Raw genomic sequence first — 22,899 nt, 5'->3', positions numbered from 1 at the left:
TTCTCCTTTAATGAGTGATATTTTACCTATTATAGATAAATTATGGATAAATCTCAATCTTTTATTGATGATGGTAATATATAGATATAAGGAGGGTTACACATGCCTAAAGAAGCGAATACTGCATTCAACATTGGGGATATCGTATTTCAAGTATTTTCTCTTCTATTCATTGCATTGATCGTGACCATCGTTGTCATCGCGATTCGAATGATAAGAAGAAAACAAGTGGAATTAAAGAAAGTAGAGGCTAGATTAAACAAAGTGGTTGAAAAAAATCATTTAAAAGAGTAAAAAAATCCGGGAGTTAACCGGATTTTTTTGTTTTCATCACGATTCCTTGTCGCTGCTGCATCAAAAAGAAAAAGACACCTAAAAGGACAAGAAGACCACCGAACATTTGCAGCAGCGTGACTTTCTCTCCAAGCAGTAAAACAGCGAGTATCGTTGCCCCAACAGGTTCGCCTAGAATACTCATTGAAATAGTTGTCGCATTCACATAGGTTAACAGCCAGTTGTTAATGACATGGGACATGGTAGGGATAATGGCGAGCAGTAAGAAAATCCCCCATTCTTTACCCGAATAGCCTACAAAAGGCGTTTGCTGTATAAGGTTAAATAAAATTAAAAAAAGGCCGGCAAAACCAAATACACAAAAACTATAAATCCAATGAGATATCTTTCTCACAGCTTGTTGACCGATTAATAAATAACAAACAACAGCGATTACACTGAAAAAGGATAAAATGTCTCCTATAAAGGCGTCTTGGTTATGTCCAATATCCCCCCATCCAATCATGAGCGCACCAACAATCGCCGCACACATTGTGAAAATGGCTGACTTCGTTGTTCGTTCACGAAAAATGAGAAATCCGCCTAATAATGACACCATCGGTTGAAGTGCAATGATGATTGTAGAGCTCGCCACTGTGGTGAGCTTCAATGAGCCGAACCACAAAACAAAATGGAGCCCTAAAAAGAAACCTGACATACATAAGAAAAACCAGTCTCTCCGCTTTAACGAGACAAACTCTTTTTGACGCGGCAGAATAAAGGGAAGCATCAAAACCGCCGCAAATATCATTCGATACATACTTAAAATAGCAGCAGGCGCACTTGACCACTTCACAATAATGGCCGAAAACGAAATCGCAATGATGGAGATCACAAGCGGCACCGCAATCGACTTCTTTGGAGCATTTGTCTTCATTTCCATTAGCAGCTTCCTTTACATCAGCAGTAGATGAGCTTCTCACCTTGTATGACGTCATCTTACTATGACCATTCGCCTAGAGGCAAGATGAATTTTAAGAATGTTTACATAAAAAAGGCTTTCTTCACGAAAGCCCCAGATTGTTGACAAAGGGCTAAAATGAACTTGATTTTAGCCCTTTGTCTTCTTTTCAGCGTGATAGAAAACCTTTGCAGTCCTAGGAAGGACGAGCATCGGCGCGGAGCGAATTTAACATTCGTGAGCACCGAAGCGCAGGACTGACACCGAATGCGAGGGTTTGCCTACACGCTGAAGCTTTCTTCACGAAAGCCCTTATTCATCATCTATTAATACATAAACAGCCCGCACCGGCCCATGAACACCAACGACTAAATTCATTTCAATATCGGCAGAATTACTTGGACCTGATATAAAATGAATGGCGCCTTTCGTCTGCTCTCCTTCTTCTACTAGGCGATGAAGAGCTGAAACAGCATGAATCATCCGCGGGACAATTGTGCTTTTTTCAATACATACGATATACATCATCGGTAAAAAATGAAGTGCTCTCCCTTGACCTTGATGGGAGGAAAGAACAACGGTTCCGGATTCTGCAAGTGTGTAATCGCTGAATACCACTGCATATTTCGCTTGTTCTGCCTGCCTTATATTTTCTTCTCTTGATGTATCTACATTCCAGCTAGTGACTGAGATTCCTTCTTTCTGCAAGGCTTGAAACATTGGATGACATTCATATTGTGCAAAACGCCTATCGCTCGAAGTCATCACAGGACCTTCTCCATACTCTTTCATCAATAGTCGTAACGTTGAGGGTGCTTCTTTTGGCGTTGTTTCTACCACTCTCGTATGAATTTGCTGACATTGCACCTTCAATTGCTCTACCAATTCTTCTTTCGACAGACCTTCATTTGTTTCCCAATTGACTCGATGCTTCCAAACCGGACGCCGAATAGATGCAGGCTTGGAGGAGCTTTTGCCTAATTGTTGCTGGATATGTGCTAAAAATGGATCTCGATGAGAAATGGTTCCTTTCATTGCCGCTCCTCCTTTTGTTTCTTTTTAAACCAATCCCGAAACCTTTCTTTGCTTGGCGCTGGGAGGTCACGAATTTCTGTCCAATTCTTTAAAGGACCCGCACCTTTTGAAATCTGTCCGTTTGAAGCCATACGTTTCAAGAGCACAGGGGCTGCTTTTGTTCCAAATCGATACATTCTAGGAGTGGATGCGCCCATTCCGAACATTTTCATTGCCATCATTTCCGCTTTAGGCGCTCTCCCCTCTTTTTCAACGATGACTTGTCGATGTTTGATTAATAATTCGTGAAGTGGAATTTTCACTGGACAAGCATCTGTACAGGCTGCGCACAAACTTGAGGCGAAAGGAAGCTCTTGGTAGTCGTCATATCCTCCAAGTAGCGGCGAAAGAACAGCGCCAATCGGACCCGGGTAAATTGATCCGTACGAATGACCGCCAACATGCCGATAAACGGGGCACACATTGATACAGGCTGCACACCGAATACATTGCAAAACTGGCTGAAATTCCGTCCCTAATATGTTTGACCGTCCGTTATCCACAATGACCAAATGGAACTCTTCTGGCCCATCAACTTCTTCTTCTCCTTTTGGCCCCACGACAGAGATATAGCTTGTTAACTTTTGACCTACTGCGCTTCTGCACAATAGACCGACAAGGACATCGAGCTCCTCCATCGTTGGTACAAGCCGCTCCATCCCCATGACTGCGATATGTGTCTTTGGAATAGACGTGACAAGATCCGCATTCCCTTCATTCGTCACAAGACAAATCGATCCTGTGTCAGCCACAGCAAAGTTACAGCCCGTCACACCAATATCTGCTTCAAGAAATTTTTCTCGTAACAAAGCTCTTACAAATTTGGTCATTTCTTCAGGAGTCTCTGACATATCATATCCAAGCTTTTCGTGAAAAACTTCCCGTATTTGTTCTTTCGTCATATGAAGGGCTGGTGCCACGATATGTGAAGGTGGTTCATGGTCATCAACTTGAAGAATATATTCTCCAAGATCGCTTTCAACTACCTCGCAGCCAATCTCTTCTAGCGCTTCATTCATTTCAATTTCTTCTGTGACCATTGATTTTGATTTCACGATCTTTTTTGCTGCTTTTTTTTGTGCGACATCTTGAATGTACGCCGATGCCTCTTCCTTTGTTTTTGCAAAAAACACATGACCTCCACGTCTGCTCACGCTCTCACTTAATTGATATAAGTAGTCATCAAGGTGGGCAAGTGTATGCTGCCTAATGTCCTCTCCAAGTTCACGCCACTTTTCCCAGTTTCCAAGCACTTCACTTGCAGTCATCCGTCTTTTATACAGACGCTCTTGTGCAGAGGAAACAGCTCCTCTCATCACAGCGTCTTCTAATCCTTCGCCGATCCGCTCTTTAAAAGCCTTCTCTCCAATTTTCATACTCATCTGCCGTTCCCCCTCTTAGCTTCAGCGGCTATTCAACACTTCTGCGATATGCATCACTTTAACTGGCTTATGAAGACGATTCAGCCTTCCTCCGATATTGAGCAGACAGCCACAGTCAGCACCAATGATATATTCAGCGCCTGTCTCCTCTATGCTTTGTACTTTTTCATCGACCATCTGCTCAGAAATGGGTGTCATTTTGATTGAAAAAGTTCCTCCAAATCCGCAGCAATTTTCAGCGCGAGGCAATGGTTCCATCACCAAATCTTTGACATTTGACAACAGTGTGAAAGGCGCTTCCTTAATTCTAAGCAGTCTCGTCATATGGCAGGAGGTATGATAGGTGGCTTTTCCTTTCAGACTCGCACCTACATCTGTTACATGTAATATATCAACAATAAATTCCGTTAATTCATATGTTTTCGCAGCAAGTGCCTGAGCACGGGCGAACCACGCTCGGTCTTCTTTAAAAAGGTGCGGATATTCTAAAAACATGGCCTTACAAGAACCTGATGGTGTGACGACATATTCAGCTGATTCAAAGGCTTTCATCATATTTTTGGCCGCTTTGATTGTTTCTTTTGTATAACCGCTGTTAAAGGCGGGCTGCCCGCAGCACACTTGTGCTTCAGGGAATTCCACTTCAACACCAAGCCGCTCTAACACCTCAACAGTCGCCTTTCCTACATGTGGCTGCATAGTGTCAATTAAACAGGTGACAAATAAACTGACTCTCATCGGCGAACTTCCTTTCTTTTGCTGCACCTTGATTTATGTCCGGTCATCTGATGACTGAATAATGGACCTTCATTTCATTTTAATCCCAAATTTCTGAAATTTCAACGAACGGATTTGTCTAAAATTTGGACATCATGCTTGTGTAGATACATGAAAAAAACGCCCTTTTACAGGGCGTTTGAGAACATTCATGTTTCTATTTCTTCATACTACCGAGGGAAATGTCGTTCACACAAACCGCCTTCACTTCATGATTTTCTTTATGTGATGAATTCGTTTTCCAAAAGAAGGATGACTTTCACGCCATTCAGATTTTCTTCCGTCCTCTCCATCTTCTTCAATCAAATGACTTAATTTTATCAAAGTATTGAGGTATAGAGTTTGATTCTCAAGGTGGCGAACAGCAAAGTGATCCGCCTGAATCTCAAATAACCGACTCATTTTCTTTGGCAGCCACTCCGTCATAAATATCATGATCAATATCCCTGCTGGGAACAACAGAATATATTGCCACCAACCATTGGCAAGCATCACCTGTCTGGCATAATACATACTGATTCCCATAAGTAAGGTGACAATCACAGTGAGATAAATGGTGAAATGCGCATGTTTTAATTTTACATGTCCCATTTCATGGAATAAGATCGCACGAATTTCCTCTGTATCAAACTTATCTATTAACCCTTCCGTCACATATAGATTGACTTTTCTTCTAAATGGAAGTTGAAATGAATATATCCAGGCATTCACATCATGTTGTGAGTCTTTTTTTACCCATATATTTACCTTTTGGTTCGTTTTATGCTCAATATCTTTACAAATATTTATGAATTCGTCCGTCCGTAAGACTTCATACTTATTTATCATTTTTTGAATGAATGAGTAACCCATAATAAATAAGATGACTAGGGCGAAATACCAAGCACAAAATAGAAAAAGGTGATCCATAACCTTCGCTTGAAACGCCAAAGGCATGACTAAATAAGAGCCGAAATATATCAAGGATAATGTGATAGCACCAAATAAAACGGCTTGCTCCCTAACGTTCAGGAAGAATGAATTTCCTAAAGTGTCTTCATTTTCTCCTAATACATCAGAAGAATCTTTTGTCACATACTCAAATGAATAAGCTGTCAATAAGACTGACAGGAAACTAGGCAATAGTATAGAGAGAATCATACTCAACACATAAGATCCTGTAACTGATAGCACGTATCCCATTAAGAAATAATAATTTAATCCCAAGGGAAGAAAAATGGCTAGAACAAAGGGAATGAATAATGTGAATAGGTTTTTCATCGATTCATGAAGGTTAAAAAGGAAAAATAACAAAGCGGGCAAAAGAATTCCCATTAAAGTCATGAATGTAACAAATGTGGTGCTATACTTAAAGTTTGTGTTGATCTTAGTTGTTTCTGTTAGATTCGTTAGATTGTATGTAGAAAAGAAGGGATTTTGCGTTACCTGTTCCATCATGATCGTATCATCATGGATAGGTACAAAGCCTTTTCTTAGAAAAACCAATGCCTTATCATTCTTTATTTTGTCTGTTTCAATCTTACTGATTCCATTCGCAGATGGGATCTGTGTGAGATTTATGTACTTTCCACTTAATTGAAAGGATGCTTCTGAAGAGCCATTGAAAGAACCGTCTTGATAGGTTAATAAAACGTCACCCTGATATAGCGAATGAGCGACGAATACTTTTGGATTGCTTTCTTTGTTCGAATCAAGTAAAACAAATGGTGAAACAACGGCTGAACGAAAACCGAGTTCAATCATAATGACGATGATTGTGATTATACTGGCAGTGAGATAAGAGAGGAAGGCTTTGCGTAACATGTCATCACATCCTGCTGTTTAATAGGATTAAAACAAAATGAATATCTTGAATAATGTATTTCATAATAAAGTAAGCGTCATTCATTTGCTGGAATCGTCTCATAAAATTCTAACATCTACATACAAGAATATGTACGACAAAATGGACATTACACCTATATTTTCAAAATAACGGATCAACAAGGATAGAAAAAACGCCCTTTTTACAGGGCGTTGTTAATTGTTTAGTTTGACATCATTTCTCGTATTCTATCTTCAATAGGTGTTAAAGAGCGGCCTAATAGTTTTTCGAAATCATGGCTTTCGACTGCTAATGCCCCATCGCGGATTCCGCTTTGCATCGCTTTGACAAATGGAACAGCTTCTTTCGGTACACCATTTGACGCTAAAAATTCTCCAAATGTATCTACATCCATGTGCTCTACTTTGATTTCTTTCCCGCTCACTTTGCTGACCATTTGTGCAAGTTCAGTGTGTGTGCGAAGCGGTCCTGACAATTCATAGATTTCCTGATCATGTGCCGGCAGTGTTAACGCATTTGCTGCTGCTTCTGCATAGTCATTTCTTGTTGCCCAGCCGACTTTACCTTCACCAATTGGGCTGATAAACGGCGCTCCGTTGACTGATGCCAGAATCGTATCTTTTTCATTTTCCACATACCAATTGTTTCTTAGAAAAACATGAGGTATGCCAGAGGCCAAAATTGCTTCTTCTGTTTTTGCATGGTCATGTGCTAGGTTAAGCTGACTTTCTCTTGCATTGACAACACTTGTATAAGCAATAAATGACACATTCGCTGCTTTCGCTGCTTGGATGGCATTGATATGCTGCTTCACGCGGTCTCCATCCCCAGACGAAATGATCAAAAGGCGATCAATCCCTTGAAACGCTGATTGAAGTGTATCCGGCTGTGTGAAGTCTCCCTTGCGCACATCCACCCCAGCTTCCTTTAGATGGACTGCTTTTTGCGGATCTCGAACACTGACCGCCAATTGTTCAGCTGGTACTTTTGCGAGCAAATGTTTGACGACGAGCGATCCAAGTTGTCCTGTTGCACCTGTCACTAATAATGTCATTGATTTGACCTCCTCATTTTTCGTTCAACGGTGATGTTTCATGTATGAAGCAGCTGGTTTCTTGCATCAGATCATTCGTTATAATCAAAATGGTTACAACGAAGGGGTAAAAAAAGCTCTATGTATGAGCTTTTTCTACTCTGCCTCGATTAATAATTGCTTAATTGTCACTTGTTTAAGGTGATGCTCAAGTGCGGACTGTGCTTCTTTAAGTTCTTGCCGCAGTCTCGTATCCATGGCTTGACCAATTGGACATGCAATGACTGGTTGATGAAAGCTAAATAACTCTTCATCTGCGCTTACATCCACAGCCCGGTACACATCTAGTAGAGTAATGTCCTCTGCCGGCCTTTTTAAGGAAGCACCGCCAACTCCTCGGCGAATCTCAATGAGATCCGCCTTTTTGAGCATAGCCATCATTTTTCTGATAATGACTGGATTTGAATTGACACTTTCTGCAATAAAATCCCCTGTGCACTCTTTTGAAACACCCGCAATAAAAGACAAGATATGAACAGCAATGGTATACCTGCTGCTAATTTGTTTCACATTCCTTCACCACCGTTGTAATCAATATAGTTACAATAAGCGGTTTTGTCAATCAATAAACGGATGTTTCTTTCTTTCCCAATCTTCAAATGTCATCATCTCATGATGTTCTCCTGCATCAATTTCAAGCGGTGCAATGCATTCAAGCAAATTGCCATCTGGGTCAAGAAAGTAAATGGCGGCATGAAATTGTGGCGGATTATCAAGAACTAAAGGCTGCTGCTCTTCCGAAAAACCAAACATCGGATGAATGCTGATCCCTTTTTCTATCAGCCATTCTTTGATCTGGTCAATGCTGGATGTTTCTATTTGGAAGGCGACATGTCGCGTCGCTGGATGATATGGAACAGTGGACATATCAACCTTCCAAAGGCCGAGCCAGCTCTTTCCTTTCTCAATCCACAAAAAGGCCACTCGTTCATTTTCATGAGCAAGTGTTAATTCCAATTTTTCATAAAAAGAAATGGATGCCTTCAAATCACTCACAGGTAAATGTGCTTCATACAAGCCTTTCATCATCATTTCAATCACTCCTTTACTATCTTCTATTGTGCAGGAATTGAAAACATTCTTCCTCAGCAAAACGATGTATTTCAACCAAGCCATTGGATTGAGATGGTTAAATGTTTGATCCATTGCATATGGGGGAAGGTGTTCAAATAAAAGAAAGGAGCGTTCAATATGCCTTGGACAATGGAAGATTATCCAGCTTCATTCCAATCACTAGACAAAGTCATTCGAAAAAAAGCACTTGAGATTGCCAACAAAATGGTGCAGGAAGGCTATGAAGAAGGTAGAGCGATTCCAATTGCGATCAATCAAGCGAAAGAGTGGAAAAAGAATGCGACGGAAAAAGAAATGGAGGACTTTCACTCTCATGGTTCTGTGACTCCTTCTAAGAAAAGCAGCTCTGCACGACCTGAGCTCATGGATCATGCGCAGCATGTCGTGAAACATGATGAAGGCTGGGCGGTTCAAACTGAAAAAGCGAAGCGTGCAAGTGAGGTAAAAGAAACGAAACAGGAAGCCATCGACCGCGCGAAAGAGATTTCATCTAAAAAAGGAACAGCAGTTGTCATCCACCGAACAGACGGGACGATTCAGGATGTGGTGAAGCCCAAATAAGACCGCCCTTTGGGGAGCGGTCTTTTCTTTATGCATTCTTTTCTTTTTTAGCGGGTGCTTTTCTTTTCTTAGGTGCTGCTTTTTTCGTTTTTTCTGGTTTTGATCGATCGATAGAAGCCTGCAAAGCGGCCATCAAATCAGTGACATTGGATGAAGCCTCTTTTTTACCTGTCGTTGCTGGTTGAACGGTATGTTCTCCAGAAATTTTGTCTCCAATGACATTCATCAGCTGCTCTCTGTATTCATCCCGATATGCGGCTGGATCGAATGTGGTGGTCAGCTGCTCAATTAAAAGGAGCGCTGTGTCTAACTCTTTCTTCACGATGTTTTCCTCTTGCGGGATATTCGGGACGTCTGATACTTGCCTAATTTCGTCAGGAAAATGAATGGTTTCCATTAATAAAATATGTTCGTAGCACCTAACAATCGCTAATTGCTCCTTTGAGCGAATCATGATCTTGGCTACACCGATTTTCCCAGATTCTTGCAACGCTTTTCTTAATAATGAATAAGCCTTTGCTCCGCCGGTATCTGGAGATAGGAAATAACTTCTTTCATAATAGATGGGGTCGATTTCTTCTATCTTCACAAAATCAATGATTTCGACGGCTTTTTCTTCATTTTCTTTTCTCAGCCTTTCGAGTTCTTCCTCATCCAATTCAATGAATTTATTTTTGGCATACTCGTACGCTTTTACAATTTGCTCTGGCGCTACCTCCTCGCCGCAGTTAGCACAAACCTTTTTGTAGTTAATCGGCGTATGGCATTCTTTATGAAGCTGTCTTAATTTAATATCTTTGTTTTCTGTAGCGGTAAACAGCTTGACTGGAATATTCACCAGTCCGAAGCTAATGCCGCCCTTCCATACTGTATGCATCGTAACGCCTCCGTTCTTTTCTCCTTACTATGTAATGTTTTCATCAGAGTTATGTATGTTTATGAAAATTTCATCCCACCATAAGAACACATGATGTAAGGAAGTGAAAAACACAATGAAACCGATGCGTTTAACGTCTGCACATGATATTCCTGCTGGAGCAGACTGGCTGTATGAATTAAAATATGACGGCTTTAGGGCCATTCTTATTTGGGAAATAGACACCATCCATTTAGAGAGCAGAGCGGGAAAACGATTAAACAAACAATTTCCTGAAGTCATTGATCAGTGCCAGCAACTAACAAAGCAGCTTGCACCTTTTTTACCGCTGACCCTAGATGGAGAATTGGTCTTTTTACTGAGTGAACAAGAAAGCGACTTTACAAAGGTTCAGCAAAGAGGCCGCCTGAAAAACACAGAAACCATTCAACGCCAGGCTAAGCGGTTTCCATGTCATTTGATTGCATTTGATCTATTGAGATGCAAAGGGAAATCCCTCGTTGATTTACCGCTGATTGAAAGAAAAGCTGAGCTGCATGAGGTGTTCCAAGCAGCAAATCTTCCTCCCTCCGTTCAGCTGAATCACCCCTCTCTTCTTCAAATCATCCAAACCGATAGCAGCCCTGATGACATGAAAAAAATCATGCTGACCTATTTAGCGGAAGGATTAGTTGCTAAAAAGAAGATGAGTAAATGGCAGGAGCATACCCGCTCGAAAGAATGGCTCAAAATCAAAAATTGGCGGTATGTATCTGTCATCGTGACTCGTTTTGATAAAGACAATGGCTATTTTCAAGGATGTCTTTATCAAGAAACGAATCTCTTAGAGGTTGTCCAATTTAAGCATGGTTTTTCTAAAGAAGAAGAACAAACCCTGCGCACCTTATTTCTAACCAAAGGTCAAATGACTGGAGCATCACATTATGAAATCCCACCATCCATTGTCGCAAAGATTGCCTGTATCTCTTTTGATGGATCAGCCTTACGAGAGCCCCGGTTTTCTTCGTTTTTATTCGCTGCAGATCCAGCAACGTGTACCTTTCAACACATGCTCAAACAGCTTTATCCGCTCCCAGCTTTGATTGACGTCACCCACCCAGAGAAACCGGTTGTACCTGCCCTTCATATCACAAAGGCAGATTACTTACTTTATTTGAGGCAAGCCGCTCCCTATTTATTGCCCTTTTTACGTGAAAGACGTCTTACGTTAATACGCTTTCCTCATGGCACTGGTGGAGAATCTTTTTATCAAAAGGCAACGCCCGATTATGCGCCTGATTTTGTTGAGACAGATCAAGCGCACGATATGTCTTACACAATCTGTAATGATCCTAATACGTTGCTTTGGCTTGGTAACCAGCTGGCGATGGAATTTCATATTCCTTTTGAAACGAGAGATACAGATCGGCCTGTAGAAATTGTATTTGATTTAGATCCGCCTTCTGTTAAAGAGTTTCACCTAGCAATAGAAGCAGCCAAACGAATCAAGGCCATTTTAGATGGACTCTTTCTCACCGCATTTATTAAAACAAGTGGTGGGAAAGGGCTACAAGTTTATATCCCATTGAAGAAAAATGCCTTCACATATGAACAAACTAGACAATTCACTGCGTTCATCTGCCAATTTTTATGCGAACAAGCACCCGAGCTGTTTACGCTAGAGCGTCTAAAGAAAAACCGCGGCAACCGTTTATATTTAGACTACCTTCAACATGATGCTGGAAAAACAATCATCGCCCCGTATTCCCCGAGAGGAAACGAGCTCGGACTTGTTGCAACACCGATTGAATGGGAAGAATTAAATAGCGAAGACTGTCACCCTTCTTTATTTACGATGCCGGCTGTTATGAAACGTCTAAAGGAAAAAGGCGATCCATTCCGGAAAATGAGGCACCATGTGAATGATGATTCTTTTCGACAAGTTTTATATCAGCTGCAGGACATGTTACCAGCTCATAAAATGGACATACGCGGTCATTAAGCGTTACACTTATTCATTAGATAGGAAGAAAGGGATGACTATTTTGACCGCACACTCAATACGAAACATTGCCCTGATGTTCTTATGTCTTACCGCAGGAATAGTGGATGTTATTGGCTATTTAAGCCTGGGGCATGTGTTTACAGCAAATATGACGGGAAATATTGTACTGCTTGGCATTGCAGCAGGCAGTTCATTGCAGTTAACCGCTCTTCATTCCATCACGGCACTTAGCGGATTTGTTCTAGGTGTTTTACTAGCTGTTGTCATAGGTGGAAAACAAGAAAAAACATTTTGGCCAAAAGCCGTTACACGCATCTTTATCATAGAAGTCATCATCTTGCTTCTATTTGCTCTTATGACCATTTTTCCTTATACGCAAGGTGCTTATTTTATGCTGATTATCCTTTTAAGTATGGCGATGGGCATGCAAACGGCGGCCGCACGCAAATTAAATGTCGCTGGCATTTCTACAACAGTTTTAACGAGTACACTTGCTAACTTATTTGAAGATTTGGCGCAGCGCTTATCAAATCGGGAAAAAAGAAAAGCCCCTATTCAACATGTGAGCTTGCTGCGAATCGGTTCTATTGTCTTTTACTGCCTAGGAGCTGCTTTAGCAGCATACACAGATGCGTACGATCCGTTTATCATCATTTGGCTGCCTATTTGCATCCTAGGGGTTATCGTGATCACAGCTACATTTAAGCACTTTCACCAATTGAAATAGCCAATCTTAGATGGCTATTTCAACCACTGTGATAAAACATTAATAACTTCTTACATAAAAACCAGGAGGACGCCCCATAATGAATGTGGAGCCATATGGAGAATATCCAGAAAACGTCCCGAACCCTCCATATCCAGGGTAACCTCCTAAGCCCGAGAATACGCCAGGGCTCACATAATACCCGCCAAAGCCAATATGAGGGCCCACTGCACCTCCGCTAAAACCGCCGCCATGAAAGCCTCCATATACCCGAGGATCCATACAATCACCTGCCTTCAACTTACACTTCATCTCATCATATGCGTGACAAATGGAGCGGTGTTCCCACTTTTGTAACAATTTCTATGTACTATAGACCAATTTGATGAAATTTGAATGAAAAGTCCTGCAAAAAATTAAATTAAGCAAAGAAAGGTGACCTTTTTAACTTGTTGCTCTGCCCTATATTTATTTAGAATAATGGAGCAGGTAACAAATTTGCACACCCCCTTTGTTGCGAATTCTTCTTATTAAACGTTCTTGCAGCGTTTAATAAGAAGAGCCTATTTTCACACATATAAAAAACCCTTGCTGATCATCATCAACAAGGGCGAGAAATGATTGGGTGATTAACCACCAATGATTTTTTCTGCTACTTCGAAAGAACCCGCTACATTTTCAGTTAAAACAGCCGCAGCGACCGCTAAACCCACAACGAATAATACTTTTAATCCTGTTTTCATCTTATATCAACCCCATTCTTTTCATATGTAAATCCGCTTCTAAACTTTTATTCAAGTAAAAAACAGACTGCTCATAAAGTGCTTGCTTTTCACAATACTTTGCAGCAAAGTGAGAAAGCTCTTTCACTTCATGATATTCATTCTTTTCTTCTAACTTTCTTAATTTCTCATTAATTTGCTGAAATCTTTGTGGCACATTCGTTAAGTAAAGATCATGTACGATGCCTATTTTGAGCTGAAACACTTCATGAGAAGCTTCTTTCATTCGGGCATATGCAGCATCTATATACTGACTTGCACGCTGCTTTTCACCAATCACACAGAGTTCCCGGCTGATCAGATACGTAGAATGGAAAAAGAAATCTGAATCATAATACTCTTGATGAGACAATGCTTTTTCAAGATGTCGTATAGATTCTTTCGGTTTATTCCAAAATGAATATAAAATGGCGACATTATGATGGTGCTGAGCCAGCATAAAATCATCCTGTTCGCTCGTCAACACCTCTTCCGCCAAACGATAATTCTCAAGCGCTTCTTCGTACCTGCCAATCTCTGTAAGGTTGGCTGCAATAAGAGAATATGAAAGTGCAGTTCTTCTTTCATAGTGCTTGTGACGTTTATAGACGTGTAGAGCCCTGCGAATATAACTTAATGAAAGCATGATATGACTCAGGCGATAGTAAAGCCACGCGACCTTAAAATCGAAATCAGCGCGTTCGATTTCACTTGGAATTTTATCTAAGAGCTTTTCCGCACTTTGATACATCTGTAATGCAACCTCATAATTCCCCTGATGCTGTTCATACACACCCTCATAAAAATCAAAATAGTAAGCAAGGCGATTAGACAAATCATCATCTTTTTTCCCATAATGGCCTTCTTTACTTTTCGTTGAAACATTGCCTTTTTGCCCTCTTAAATTGTACATCAGAATATGATGCCTTTTCTCAAGAAGAGAATAATACATGAGGATGTCAGCATCATCAATTTCCTCTACTGCTTGTTTCGCTTTAGCAAATAGCCGTTCTGCCTCATCTGCATGATCTTTTTTGATTTCCATGTTCCAGTCATTTAATAGTGATGCCAATTCCGCCACAGGAACTTTGCTCATTCTACACCCCCAATCACCTTCAGCTACACCACATGATTTCACTAAATATGGAACTTCTATTAGCAATTGCTAATTCGTCCATTTGACATCATTTTAATATGAATCACTTGAATCTTCAATAACCGATTCCTTTGTTATTGCGTTTCTTTCTCCTAGTCAATGATGCATACACTAAAAAATCCGTCTTTTTTCTATTAAAGGACACGGTTGAATTGAAAAAAAGCCCTTATTGGGCTTTTTGGATTTATTCCAATCTGATAATGGTTAATGCCGCTCCAACAGATCCCCCGCCAAGTAATACTACGGTTGCGACTAAACCGAATATTTGAAGAGAAATTTGATTCCCTGCTGCAAGTGTTGTAATGAGAGATACATTGTAGGTAGATGTAGATAAAGCAGGTGTTAAAATAGACCCTGCTATGGGGGTTCCGTTGTTAATTACTCTTGTTCCTGCCAGAAGTGCAGCGTTTGTATTTACTTGATACGTGATGAAATATCGTCCTGAAACAGGTACAGTAAACACCGTATTACCACCACTTACGGTAAATCCATCTAAACTTTGGTTATTAGGCAGCGTCACTGCCGTTCCGCCCAAAACAACCAGCACCGTACTTCCCGACGTATTGGATGCGTACATCGAGTTAGTTGTTAAACTAGTACCGGTTGGACCTGTGTCACCTGTGGCTCCGGTTGGACCAGTTACTCCTGTTGGACCTGTGGCACCAGTTGTGCCCGTTGCACCGGTTGAACCCGTGGCTCCAGTCGGGCCGGTTATTCCTGTTGAACCCGTGGCTCCCGTTGGGCCAGTTACTCCCGTTGGGCCAGTTACTCCCGTTGGACCCGTCGATCCCGTTGAGCCCGTGGCTCCCGTTAAACCCGTCGATCCCGTTGAGCCCGTGGCTCCCGTTGGACCGGTTATTCCTGTTGAACCCGTGGCTCCCGTTGGGCCAGTTACTCCCGTTGAGCCCGTGGCTCCCGTTGGACCAGTTATTCCTGTTGAACCCGTGGCTCCCGTTGGACCAGTGACTCCGGTTGAACCCGTGGCTCCCGTTGGACCAGTGACTCCGGTTGAACCCGTGGCTCCCGTTGGGCCAGTGACTCCCGTTGAACCCGTGGCTCCCGTTGGACCAGTTATTCCTGTTGAACCCGTGGCTCCCGTTGGGCCGGTTACTCCCGTTGGACCCGTGACTCCGGTTGAACCCGTGGCTCCCGTTGGGCCAGTGTTGAACCCGTGGCTCCCGTTGGGCCCGTGGCTCCCGTTGGACCCGTGACTCCCGTTGGGCCAGTGACTCCCGTTGAACCCGTGGCTCCGGTTGAACCCGTGGCTCCCGTTGGGCCAGTTACTCCCGTTGAACCCGTGGCTCCGGTTGAACCCGTGGCTCCCGTTGGGCCGGTTACTCCCGTTGGACCCGTGACTCCGGTTGAACCCGTGGCTCCCGTTGGACCAGTTATTCCTGTTGAACCCGTGGCTCCCGTTGGGCCGGTTACTCCCGTTGGACCCGTGACTCCGGTTGAACCCGTGGCTCCCGTTGGGCCAGTTACTCCCGTTGAACCCGTGGCTCCGGTTGAGCCGGTTACCCCCGTTGGACCAGTTACTCCGGATGAACCCGTGGCTCCCGTTGGGCCAGTTGCACCGGTTGGACCGGTTACTCCGGTTGAACCCGTGGCTCCCGTTGGACCAGTTACTCCTGTTGAACCCGTGACTCCGGTTGAACCCGTGGCTCCCGTTGGGCCAGTTGCACCGGTTGGACCGGTTACTCCGGTTGAACCCGTGGCTCCCGTTGGACCAGTTACTCCTGTTGAACCCGTGGCTCCCGTTGGGCCAGTTACTCCCGTTGAGCCCGTTGCACCGGTTGGACCAGTTACTCCGGATGAACCCGTGGCTCCCGTTGGGCCAGTTACTCCCGTTGAACCCGTGGCCCCGGTTGGACCAGTTATTCCTCCACACATATTAAGTTGGGCGCACATGTCTCTCACTACTTTCAAACTGTGGAATCATCAAGACATACACACTAATACTGATAATTGAGAGAAAACGAAACGACAATACTTCCAGTCGAGGTTCCACCAGTAGCTAAAATCCCAATTGAGTTCAGATCACTGAGCGTAATGGATCGACTCTCTCCTGGCGGTACCGTGAAATCAGGAACAGCTGTACCGTTTACCTCTAAAGCCACGGTAGGTGCCACAGCCACAATCCCATTGTTTTCCACCATGATGGTTCCGTTTATGACATAAGGTGTTCCATCTGTCCAGACGACAACTGCATCAGCTGCTGCTGCTAAATCAAGTGTGAAGCATACTGCATCATTTACAAAGCCCGCTTGTTCATTACTACATCCGCCTAAAATAGCCATTTTAACCCTCCTTCAACCTAATCTTGATAGACTATGATCCATTGATATTGGATGATTGTGCGATTATCACAGCTTCAAAGCTTTATTTTTCTTCTTTGCACCATGTTGATTTGCATGTCTAATCGTGCTTGCACACTTTCAGTTGATGGAGATTTCAAGATAAATTTCACATCTTTCACAGTAATCGCACGACTTTCTCCTTTTTGGACAAGAAGATCATAACAAAATGTACCAGTTTGAATCCTAATTGCGACTGGTACATCCTGATGATCTTGATGATGCAACACAACAGTTGCCGTATTGAGAAATTTTGTTCCATTCCGCCATACTTCCACCGAACTGGACGATGTGGAAAAACAAAGAAAGATGTGGTGAGATTCTATGTTTTTTAAAATAAGCGCATCATATACAGGAAGCTCTACTTCAATCATTCCACATAAAAAAGAAAGATCGACAAGAATTTTCGAACTAGATCGATACAAAACTTTTTGACAGCATGTTGATCTATTGCAGCACGGTACAAGAAGTTCCAACAGCACACAATTTTGCTTTTCATTGATAGAGCTCAAAGAAAAATAGCAAGTCTTAAACACACTTCTTTCAAAAAACACCCATGAGTAAAAAGGTTCCCCATCTTCCATGGTGAGCAAAAAGGGAGAACTCATCGAACGTTTGTGAGTAAAGCCTTCTAATTTTGTTTGATTGTTTATCTCTTTTAGTTTACTCATCAACAGGTTTGTCACTTACAATCAGCCCAATTCCATGCTGTATACATAACTATATGGTCTTTTATCATATGTGCCTTTGACTATTTTGTGCGCGATTGGATTAGATGATGAGCATAGCTTTTCATTTTTCAAGTTTCTCTATATAATATGAACAAGAACTTCCGTGCCTCAGTAGCTCTAGAAGGGAAGAGCGCCGTAAAACAATTGTAGCTGGCGGGTCGCAAGGCAAGGGTTTCAGAAGCACCGAAAAGCAAATGAGCTGAGACAGGTGAAACTCCTGTCGGTGAAATTCCGTAGGGAAGCGTGTTGCCCCCTAGCCTATGCTTACGAAAGGAGTGCGGGTTCGAATCCCGTCTGAGGCTTGATGTATATGGAGGATGAAAACAATGCAGGTTTTTGAAGAATATGTAAGCAACATCGGTCATCCAGAGCTGAAACAGCGCATGCAAGACATCTTACAATGGATTTCAGACACATTCCCTCAATTAGAGCCCAGAATTGCTTGGAATCAGCCCATGTTCACAGATCATGGCACATTTATTATCGGATTTAGCGTCGCAAAACACCACATTTCTGTCGCACCAGAAGGAAAAGGGATTGATCACTTTTCAGCAGATATTGTACAAGCTGGTTATGACCATGGAAAAAAGATGTTTCGGATGAAGGAAAGCTTACCGATTGACTATCCTCTACTTAAAAAAATCATTGAATTTAACATTGAAGACAAAGCAGATTGTTCCACATTTTGGCGAAAATAATAAACACCCCGATCTGATTTCATAACAGATTGGGGTGTTTTTTCGTGGACTTACATTTTATTTGGTTCTCTCTCCTGCCCATTTCTGCTCCACCCATTCAAAGCACGACAGAAGCAGGCTAACGCCCTTTTGGAATAGCGGCAAATAAACAACCGTTACCGCCGTTAAACAAGCGATCACAGCACCTGCCAGCACATCAAATGGATAATGAACACCTACCCAAATCCTTGAAAATCCTACAGCGCAGGCAATGAAAAGCCAATAAATACGACGCTTGTGAAAAAGCCATAAGACTATACAAATGGAAAAAATAAAAATGGTGTGATCACTCGGAAAAGAGTTGTTCACTTCCTTTTCGATTAAAAGATTAACATGATTCAATTCTGCAAAGGGCTGCTGATTGGAATAAAAGAGCCCAGCGACTTTCCCTAACATCTCTGCCAAGATAAAGGTCAACCCAGCAGATATCATCATCCATCTGTTTCTTCTGCTCCGATTTTGAAACCACATGATCAAAAATATGATCGCAATGAACATCACTGAATATTCAGCCAATCCAATAAGAACTGGATTTAAGACATCGTGATTCATACTAAGTTGATTAATCGACCGAAATACCCGTTCATTAAACTCCTGCATCTCATTTCATTCCTTTTGCTTCGTTTAGGAAAAGGATAAATGAAAAAAGAAGACCGTGACATCGATCGAGCGAACAAAATAAAGGGATCATCTCACATTTTTGTTACTTCGTTGTCATTCGGATACCAAGAAACAAAGCACTATTTAGAATGATACTGCTCCCATTCTTTTTTCAGCAAAGCATATTGATAGGTGTTTTCATATTTGAGGGTGCCATCCTCATTTGTAGTAAATGAAACAAACTCAAGAAAGAAGCCTTCTTTCCTCATGCCTAAACGTTCGCATAATGTTTGAGATCGATCATTGTCATCCTCTACATATGCATATAAACGCCTTGCTCCTTGATTGACAAAAAGATATGACAAGAGCGCTTCAGCACTTTCACGGGCATATCCCTTTCCTTCATATGACGCATGAAAATTCCAGCCAATCGAATACGTATCCGGCTCATCTTTTAGATAAAACAGTTCACCGATAATCAACTGACTTTCTTTTAAACAAACCGCCATATAAGAGTGATCTGCTTTTCTTTTTTGCACCTTAGCTACCGCTTCTTCTAATGTAGAGATTTGATCATCCAGAAAACAATTCACTCTTGGTTGAGACAAGTATGCAAGCATTCCGGGTGCATCTTCATCACGAAATGGTCTAAGAATTAACCGATTTGTTTCTATTTTATCCATAAGACTCTCCTTACTACTTTTTCTTTATCTTTCACTATTTTAGATGTCATGGACTGTTTTTGCCAATTTGATCGTATGAACGTATCCATTTTTTTAAACATAATGTCATCAAAACTGATATAATAGAACATAAGTTTGCATTTTATTGAAAAGGGATGACTTGAAATGATCAAAACGGTAGAAGGCAATATCTTAGACGCAGAAGAAGACATCATCTGTCACCAAGTGAATTGTAAGGGTGTCATGGGAGCAGGGTTAGCAAAGCAGATCAAAAGCAAATATCCAAATGTGTATAAAGACTATAAACGGTTATGTGCAGAACAAGGAGATGATTTATTAAGCTCCGTTCAGCTCATCACAACGAGCGACGGAAAAACCATTGCCAACTTATTCGCCCAAGTTGGATACGGAAGAAAAACAAAACAAACAGATGACGACGCATTACGCAGCTGCTTTGAACATCTAAAACAGACAGTGACAAATCTAAATGAAGAGCATCCCCTTCATTCTATCGCCATTCCTTATGGGATCGGCTGCGGCTTGGCAGGCGGCGATTGGACGATTGTTCGAGAGATGATGGAAGAGGTTCTTGGCGATTGTGAAGTGACGGTTTATCGGTTTAAATAGGTGAAATGAGAAATTCTGATGAAAACAAATATTACAAAAACCCTCCTTCATTTATTTGGAGGGTCATTTGCTAATTGCTATTTGTTATTTTTCAAATAATTTAGCACAGCTTCTTTATCTTCCTCATCTTCAGGTAGAAATCCGAACGTTTCGTATTCCCAAACGGCTATTCTTTGTACATTGTCTATGCCTAATGAATAAACATCATCGTATCCATACTCAATAGAGAATTCCCCTTTATGATCTAATTGGAGGGTAGCTGTTGTCCAAGCACCTAAATCATTTTGTATATATGCCTTTTTCAATGCTTCAAAAATTTCACTAAGTTCGTATAATAAGTGGATGTATGTTGACTTATTTACACTATATTTATGAGGAATTTGATGTCCATTAACATATTCATTTCCATTTTGTTCTTTAAAATAAAACACTATCTCAGCCGAATCATCAAGTATTTCTGCATACATCCAAACTTTATCCCAATCACATGGTATTAATTCATTAATTGATTCTGCTATTTGTTTATAATTTTTTTCTAATTCTTCCATTGGGTTTTAACCTCCAGGTTGATTCTTAATAAATACTTGAGAATAACGTTCTCCAATTTTATACTCCACAGAGAAACTAACAGGTCGTAATGAATCTCCCTTATAGATAGGTTCAATGTTCACTGCTACTTGTTTAGGTGGGTTTGAATTCAAAGCTTTCAACCACCGTTGTTCCATGGTGTACCATTTCCCGCCGCTTCGATTAATCTGTGAATTCATCGGAAGTAGGTTATCAATATCCCCAGACCCTTTAAAAATAGATGCAATTAAATGCCCTCCATCATCATCCAGCAATCGATCCGGCTTACCTGAATTGGATTGAGCATATTGATTTCTTTTGACTTCTCCGTATTTTAAATCACTTGCTTCGACTTTGACAATGCGGCCATAGTGATCTGTTGTGTAGGTGTAACCTTGCTTTGTTGAATAAACGACATTCGGTTTTAATACCTTTTTGCGTTTCCATCGCACATAGTGCTCTCCGTAACTGACAACAGTCAGTGGTGATTTTGGTGCCGGTAAGCGTCTGCCTGTCTTAGAGATTCCGTATCCTGAGTTGTTGTCTAGACGCTTTGCCATGGAGAGGAGTTTATTTTTGAGATTTTCTCCGTCAAACACGTTATAAGGGAGTTTCCCTCCACCAGCCATTTGAAACTTTGGTGAGTATGGCAATAGATTCGGAATAGAGACTCTATCTATTGATTTTGCCCCTTGTTCAAGGCCTTTCTTCACTGTTGTTTTGGCAGCTGTTGTCCCTGTTTTTGTGATGGCTCCTGCCCCTTTAGAACCAAAGACAATTTCTGCAAGAGAACCAGTCGCATAGGCGAACCAGTGTGACCGTGAATACGCGTCACCATTTATGACTTCTTTTTGGAATGAGTCTGAAATCGATTTTCCAATCGCTTTCGATGTTTCAATTGGATGTGAAACAGCCGTTACAACTGATTCCACAGCCCCACCAGGGTCAGTGACAAGATCATAGATTCCGGTCACTGTATCTTTTGCCACATCATATAGACCAACTGCAGCACCTTTTACACTATCAATGAACACCTCCGATGCTTCTTCCTGTGCTTTGATGTGGAGAAGCTGACTGTAATACATTTTTTGATCATATGTGAGATTCTCATAACCGATCTCATCTACAATCTCAAAGTATTTCGCTTCTGATAGACACGAAGGATCATTGAGCTTTTCTTTCAGTTCTTTGATTCTTCTTTTTTCTTTTTCTTCTTTTTTCACCTTTAAATAGGCTTTCACTTGAGCATCAATCTGATCATGGTTCTTGTACACGTCTGTCTCATGAAATGCTTTTGCATCATAATACATTGGCTGAGCATTTTTTCCTTTTCCAGTAGCAGCCATCATCTTTGCATAAAAAGTGTTGAGGTGGTTCTCAACCGCTTCTGACTTTGCGTATTCCGTTTTTAAATCATTGTCTATTTGATGTAAAACTTCAATGGTCTCTTTTCTTTTTTTGTTCGCATCGTCTAAATGTTCATTGACCTCTTTACTTGAAAAAGTATGTAATTCAATTAAATCACTGATATCGTCAAAAATAGTGGAAAGTGCCTCTTTTTGTTCTTTGACCATATCTTTATTGTTCTGAATCCCTTGTTTCAATTGAGTGTCTAAAAAGTGCTCATCAATAAAAGTACTCCCGCCTAATGATTCATCATCAAGCTTTCCTTTCACCCCATCTAAAAAAGCTTTCTGCATATCGATAAAATCAAGATATGTGTCTGTGTACAGCGCAAGATCCTCATAAAAAGATTTGATATTGTCTGCACCTTTTCCAGTAAATTCATCACCTAAGCCCGACACACTTTTTAATGCTTTTTTCACAAGTTTCATTTCTTCTTGAAGCTCATGATAGGCCTTTGATCTCTGTTCTACAGCTGATAGTAAAGATGGAGCATCTAATATTTTCATATAAAAAAGACTCCTTTTATGGCATATTCTTTTACTAGAATACCATAAGGAGCCTGACACTTTAATCCACTTTATCGTTTTTTAACCAATTTTGAAGAATTTGAACATACTCATTGAATGAGATGCTGTTATCAATAGGAATTAATAAGGAATCCTAATAAAGAGAAGGGCTTCCCTCTTCTC

General features: G+C 41.4%; 23 protein-coding genes and 1 pseudogene. 6 read left to right on the top strand and 18 right to left on the bottom strand.

Annotated features, from left to right (window positions below):
* Positions 1 to 102 precede the first annotated feature (102 nt).
* Positions 103 to 294 carry a hypothetical protein gene (locus NST01_RS08710; protein ID WP_076821661.1) on the top strand — a complete coding sequence of 64 codons (192 nt, stop codon included), beginning with the start codon at positions 103 to 105 and terminating at the stop codon, positions 292 to 294.
* Positions 295 to 307: 13 nt separating this feature from the next.
* Here NST01_RS08710 and NST01_RS08705 read toward each other — a convergent pair whose 3' ends face one another.
* From NST01_RS08705 to NST01_RS08670, 8 genes are all read right to left on the bottom strand, one after another.
* A complete protein-coding gene (locus NST01_RS08705) occupies positions 308 to 1,216 on the bottom strand; it encodes a DMT family transporter (RefSeq protein ID WP_076821665.1) in 909 nt (302 codons plus the stop codon).
* A 330-nt stretch (positions 1,217 to 1,546) separates the two neighbouring features.
* Entirely contained in the window at positions 1,547 to 2,269 is a 723-nt protein-coding gene (locus NST01_RS08700; RefSeq protein ID WP_326114488.1) for a LutC/YkgG family protein, read from the bottom strand.
* Entirely contained in the window at positions 2,266 to 3,690 is a 1,425-nt protein-coding gene (locus NST01_RS08695; RefSeq protein ID WP_270107731.1) for a LutB/LldF family L-lactate oxidation iron-sulfur protein, read from the bottom strand. Before NST01_RS08695 ends, NST01_RS08700 begins: the two co-directional genes overlap by 4 nt.
* Positions 3,691 to 3,711: 21 nt before the next feature.
* Positions 3,712 to 4,428, bottom strand: coding sequence for a (Fe-S)-binding protein (locus NST01_RS08690; RefSeq protein WP_341041775.1), 717 nt, complete (start codon positions 4,426 to 4,428; stop codon positions 3,712 to 3,714).
* 243 nt (positions 4,429 to 4,671) lie between these two features.
* Complete coding sequence (locus tag NST01_RS08685) at positions 4,672 to 6,270, bottom strand: M48 family metallopeptidase (RefSeq protein WP_017367314.1); 1,599 nt, start codon at positions 6,268 to 6,270, stop codon at positions 4,672 to 4,674.
* A 224-nt stretch (positions 6,271 to 6,494) separates the two neighbouring features.
* Positions 6,495 to 7,346: an SDR family oxidoreductase gene (locus NST01_RS08680; protein WP_008343941.1), complete on the bottom strand. Its 852-nt coding sequence runs from the start codon at positions 7,344 to 7,346 to the stop codon at positions 6,495 to 6,497.
* Between the two features lie 135 nt (positions 7,347 to 7,481).
* Positions 7,482 to 7,895 (bottom strand): Rrf2 family transcriptional regulator, encoded by a 414-nt coding sequence (locus NST01_RS08675; RefSeq protein WP_017367312.1) that lies wholly within the window; start codon positions 7,893 to 7,895, stop codon positions 7,482 to 7,484.
* Between the two features lie 48 nt (positions 7,896 to 7,943).
* On the bottom strand, positions 7,944 to 8,417 hold the full coding sequence (locus tag NST01_RS08670) for a VOC family protein (protein WP_129548295.1): 474 nt from the start codon (positions 8,415 to 8,417) through the stop codon (positions 7,944 to 7,946).
* A gap of 159 nt (positions 8,418 to 8,576) precedes the next feature.
* Here NST01_RS08670 and NST01_RS08665 point away from each other — a divergent pair, with 159 nt between their 5' ends.
* Positions 8,577 to 9,020, top strand: coding sequence for a DUF2188 domain-containing protein (locus NST01_RS08665; protein WP_007499382.1), 444 nt, complete (start codon positions 8,577 to 8,579; stop codon positions 9,018 to 9,020).
* Positions 9,021 to 9,048: 28 nt separating this feature from the next.
* On the opposite strand, the gene ku is transcribed toward NST01_RS08665, so the two are convergent.
* Positions 9,049 to 9,897 carry a non-homologous end joining protein Ku gene (gene ku / locus NST01_RS08660; protein WP_007499384.1) on the bottom strand — a complete coding sequence of 283 codons (849 nt, stop codon included), beginning with the start codon at positions 9,895 to 9,897 and terminating at the stop codon, positions 9,049 to 9,051.
* A 115-nt stretch (positions 9,898 to 10,012) separates the two neighbouring features.
* Here ku and NST01_RS08655 point away from each other — a divergent pair, with 115 nt between their 5' ends.
* Complete coding sequence (locus NST01_RS08655) at positions 10,013 to 11,878, top strand: DNA ligase D (protein ID WP_341041773.1); 1,866 nt, start codon at positions 10,013 to 10,015, stop codon at positions 11,876 to 11,878.
* 34 nt (positions 11,879 to 11,912) lie between these two features.
* On the top strand, positions 11,913 to 12,608 hold the full coding sequence (locus NST01_RS08650) for a YoaK family protein (protein WP_008343947.1): 696 nt from the start codon (positions 11,913 to 11,915) through the stop codon (positions 12,606 to 12,608).
* Between the two features lie 39 nt (positions 12,609 to 12,647).
* Here NST01_RS08650 and NST01_RS08645 read toward each other — a convergent pair whose 3' ends face one another.
* The 5 genes and pseudogenes from NST01_RS08645 to NST01_RS08620 form a co-directional block, all read right to left on the bottom strand.
* Positions 12,648 to 12,869 (bottom strand): hypothetical protein, encoded by a 222-nt coding sequence (locus tag NST01_RS08645; protein WP_008343948.1) that lies wholly within the window; start codon positions 12,867 to 12,869, stop codon positions 12,648 to 12,650.
* 462 nt (positions 12,870 to 13,331) lie between these two features.
* Positions 13,332 to 14,444, bottom strand: a complete 1,113-nt coding sequence (locus NST01_RS08640; RefSeq protein ID WP_035391960.1) for a response regulator aspartate phosphatase — start codon at positions 14,442 to 14,444, stop codon at positions 13,332 to 13,334.
* Between the two features lie 244 nt (positions 14,445 to 14,688).
* Positions 14,689 to 16,412, bottom strand: a pseudogene (locus tag NST01_RS19360) (BclA C-terminal domain-containing protein).
* A gap of 44 nt (positions 16,413 to 16,456) precedes the next feature.
* Positions 16,457 to 16,801, bottom strand: a complete 345-nt coding sequence (locus tag NST01_RS08625) for a DUF3992 domain-containing protein (RefSeq protein WP_008343952.1) — start codon at positions 16,799 to 16,801, stop codon at positions 16,457 to 16,459.
* A gap of 74 nt (positions 16,802 to 16,875) precedes the next feature.
* The gene (locus tag NST01_RS08620) at positions 16,876 to 17,529 is read right to left on the bottom strand and encodes a CotZ-related putative spore coat protein (protein WP_017367305.1); all 654 of its coding nucleotides are present in this window, start codon (positions 17,527 to 17,529) and stop codon (positions 16,876 to 16,878) included.
* 386 nt (positions 17,530 to 17,915) lie between these two features.
* Here NST01_RS08620 and NST01_RS08615 point away from each other — a divergent pair, with 386 nt between their 5' ends.
* Positions 17,916 to 18,287: an iron chaperone gene (locus NST01_RS08615; RefSeq protein WP_008343954.1), complete on the top strand. Its 372-nt coding sequence runs from the start codon at positions 17,916 to 17,918 to the stop codon at positions 18,285 to 18,287.
* Positions 18,288 to 18,344: 57 nt separating this feature from the next.
* Here the strand turns inward: NST01_RS08615 and NST01_RS08610 are convergent, their stop codons facing one another.
* The gene (locus NST01_RS08610; protein WP_008343955.1) at positions 18,345 to 18,926 is read right to left on the bottom strand and encodes an undecaprenyl-diphosphatase; all 582 of its coding nucleotides are present in this window, start codon (positions 18,924 to 18,926) and stop codon (positions 18,345 to 18,347) included.
* A gap of 140 nt (positions 18,927 to 19,066) precedes the next feature.
* Complete coding sequence (locus NST01_RS08605; RefSeq protein ID WP_017367304.1) at positions 19,067 to 19,609, bottom strand: GNAT family N-acetyltransferase; 543 nt, start codon at positions 19,607 to 19,609, stop codon at positions 19,067 to 19,069.
* Positions 19,610 to 19,774: 165 nt separating this feature from the next.
* On the opposite strand from NST01_RS08605, the gene NST01_RS08600 reads away from it, so the two are divergent.
* Positions 19,775 to 20,236 (top strand): macro domain-containing protein, encoded by a 462-nt coding sequence (locus NST01_RS08600; RefSeq protein ID WP_017367303.1) that lies wholly within the window; start codon positions 19,775 to 19,777, stop codon positions 20,234 to 20,236.
* A gap of 77 nt (positions 20,237 to 20,313) precedes the next feature.
* Here the strand turns inward: NST01_RS08600 and NST01_RS08595 are convergent, their stop codons facing one another.
* Positions 20,314 to 20,784: an immunity protein YezG family protein gene (locus NST01_RS08595; protein ID WP_074042019.1), complete on the bottom strand. Its 471-nt coding sequence runs from the start codon at positions 20,782 to 20,784 to the stop codon at positions 20,314 to 20,316.
* A gap of 6 nt (positions 20,785 to 20,790) precedes the next feature.
* On the bottom strand, positions 20,791 to 22,716 hold the full coding sequence (locus tag NST01_RS08590; protein WP_129548293.1) for a T7SS effector LXG polymorphic toxin: 1,926 nt from the start codon (positions 22,714 to 22,716) through the stop codon (positions 20,791 to 20,793).
* Between the last annotated feature and the right edge of the window lie 183 nt (positions 22,717 to 22,899).

Source organism: Bacillus sp. FSL R7-0166 (assembly GCF_038008935.1).
In the GTDB taxonomy this organism is placed as follows: Bacteria; Bacillota; Bacilli; order Bacillales; family Bacillaceae; genus Bacillus; species Bacillus altitudinis.
The sequence above is the reverse complement of the archived record's forward strand: the minus strand, read 5'-3'. Positions and strand labels throughout refer to the sequence as shown.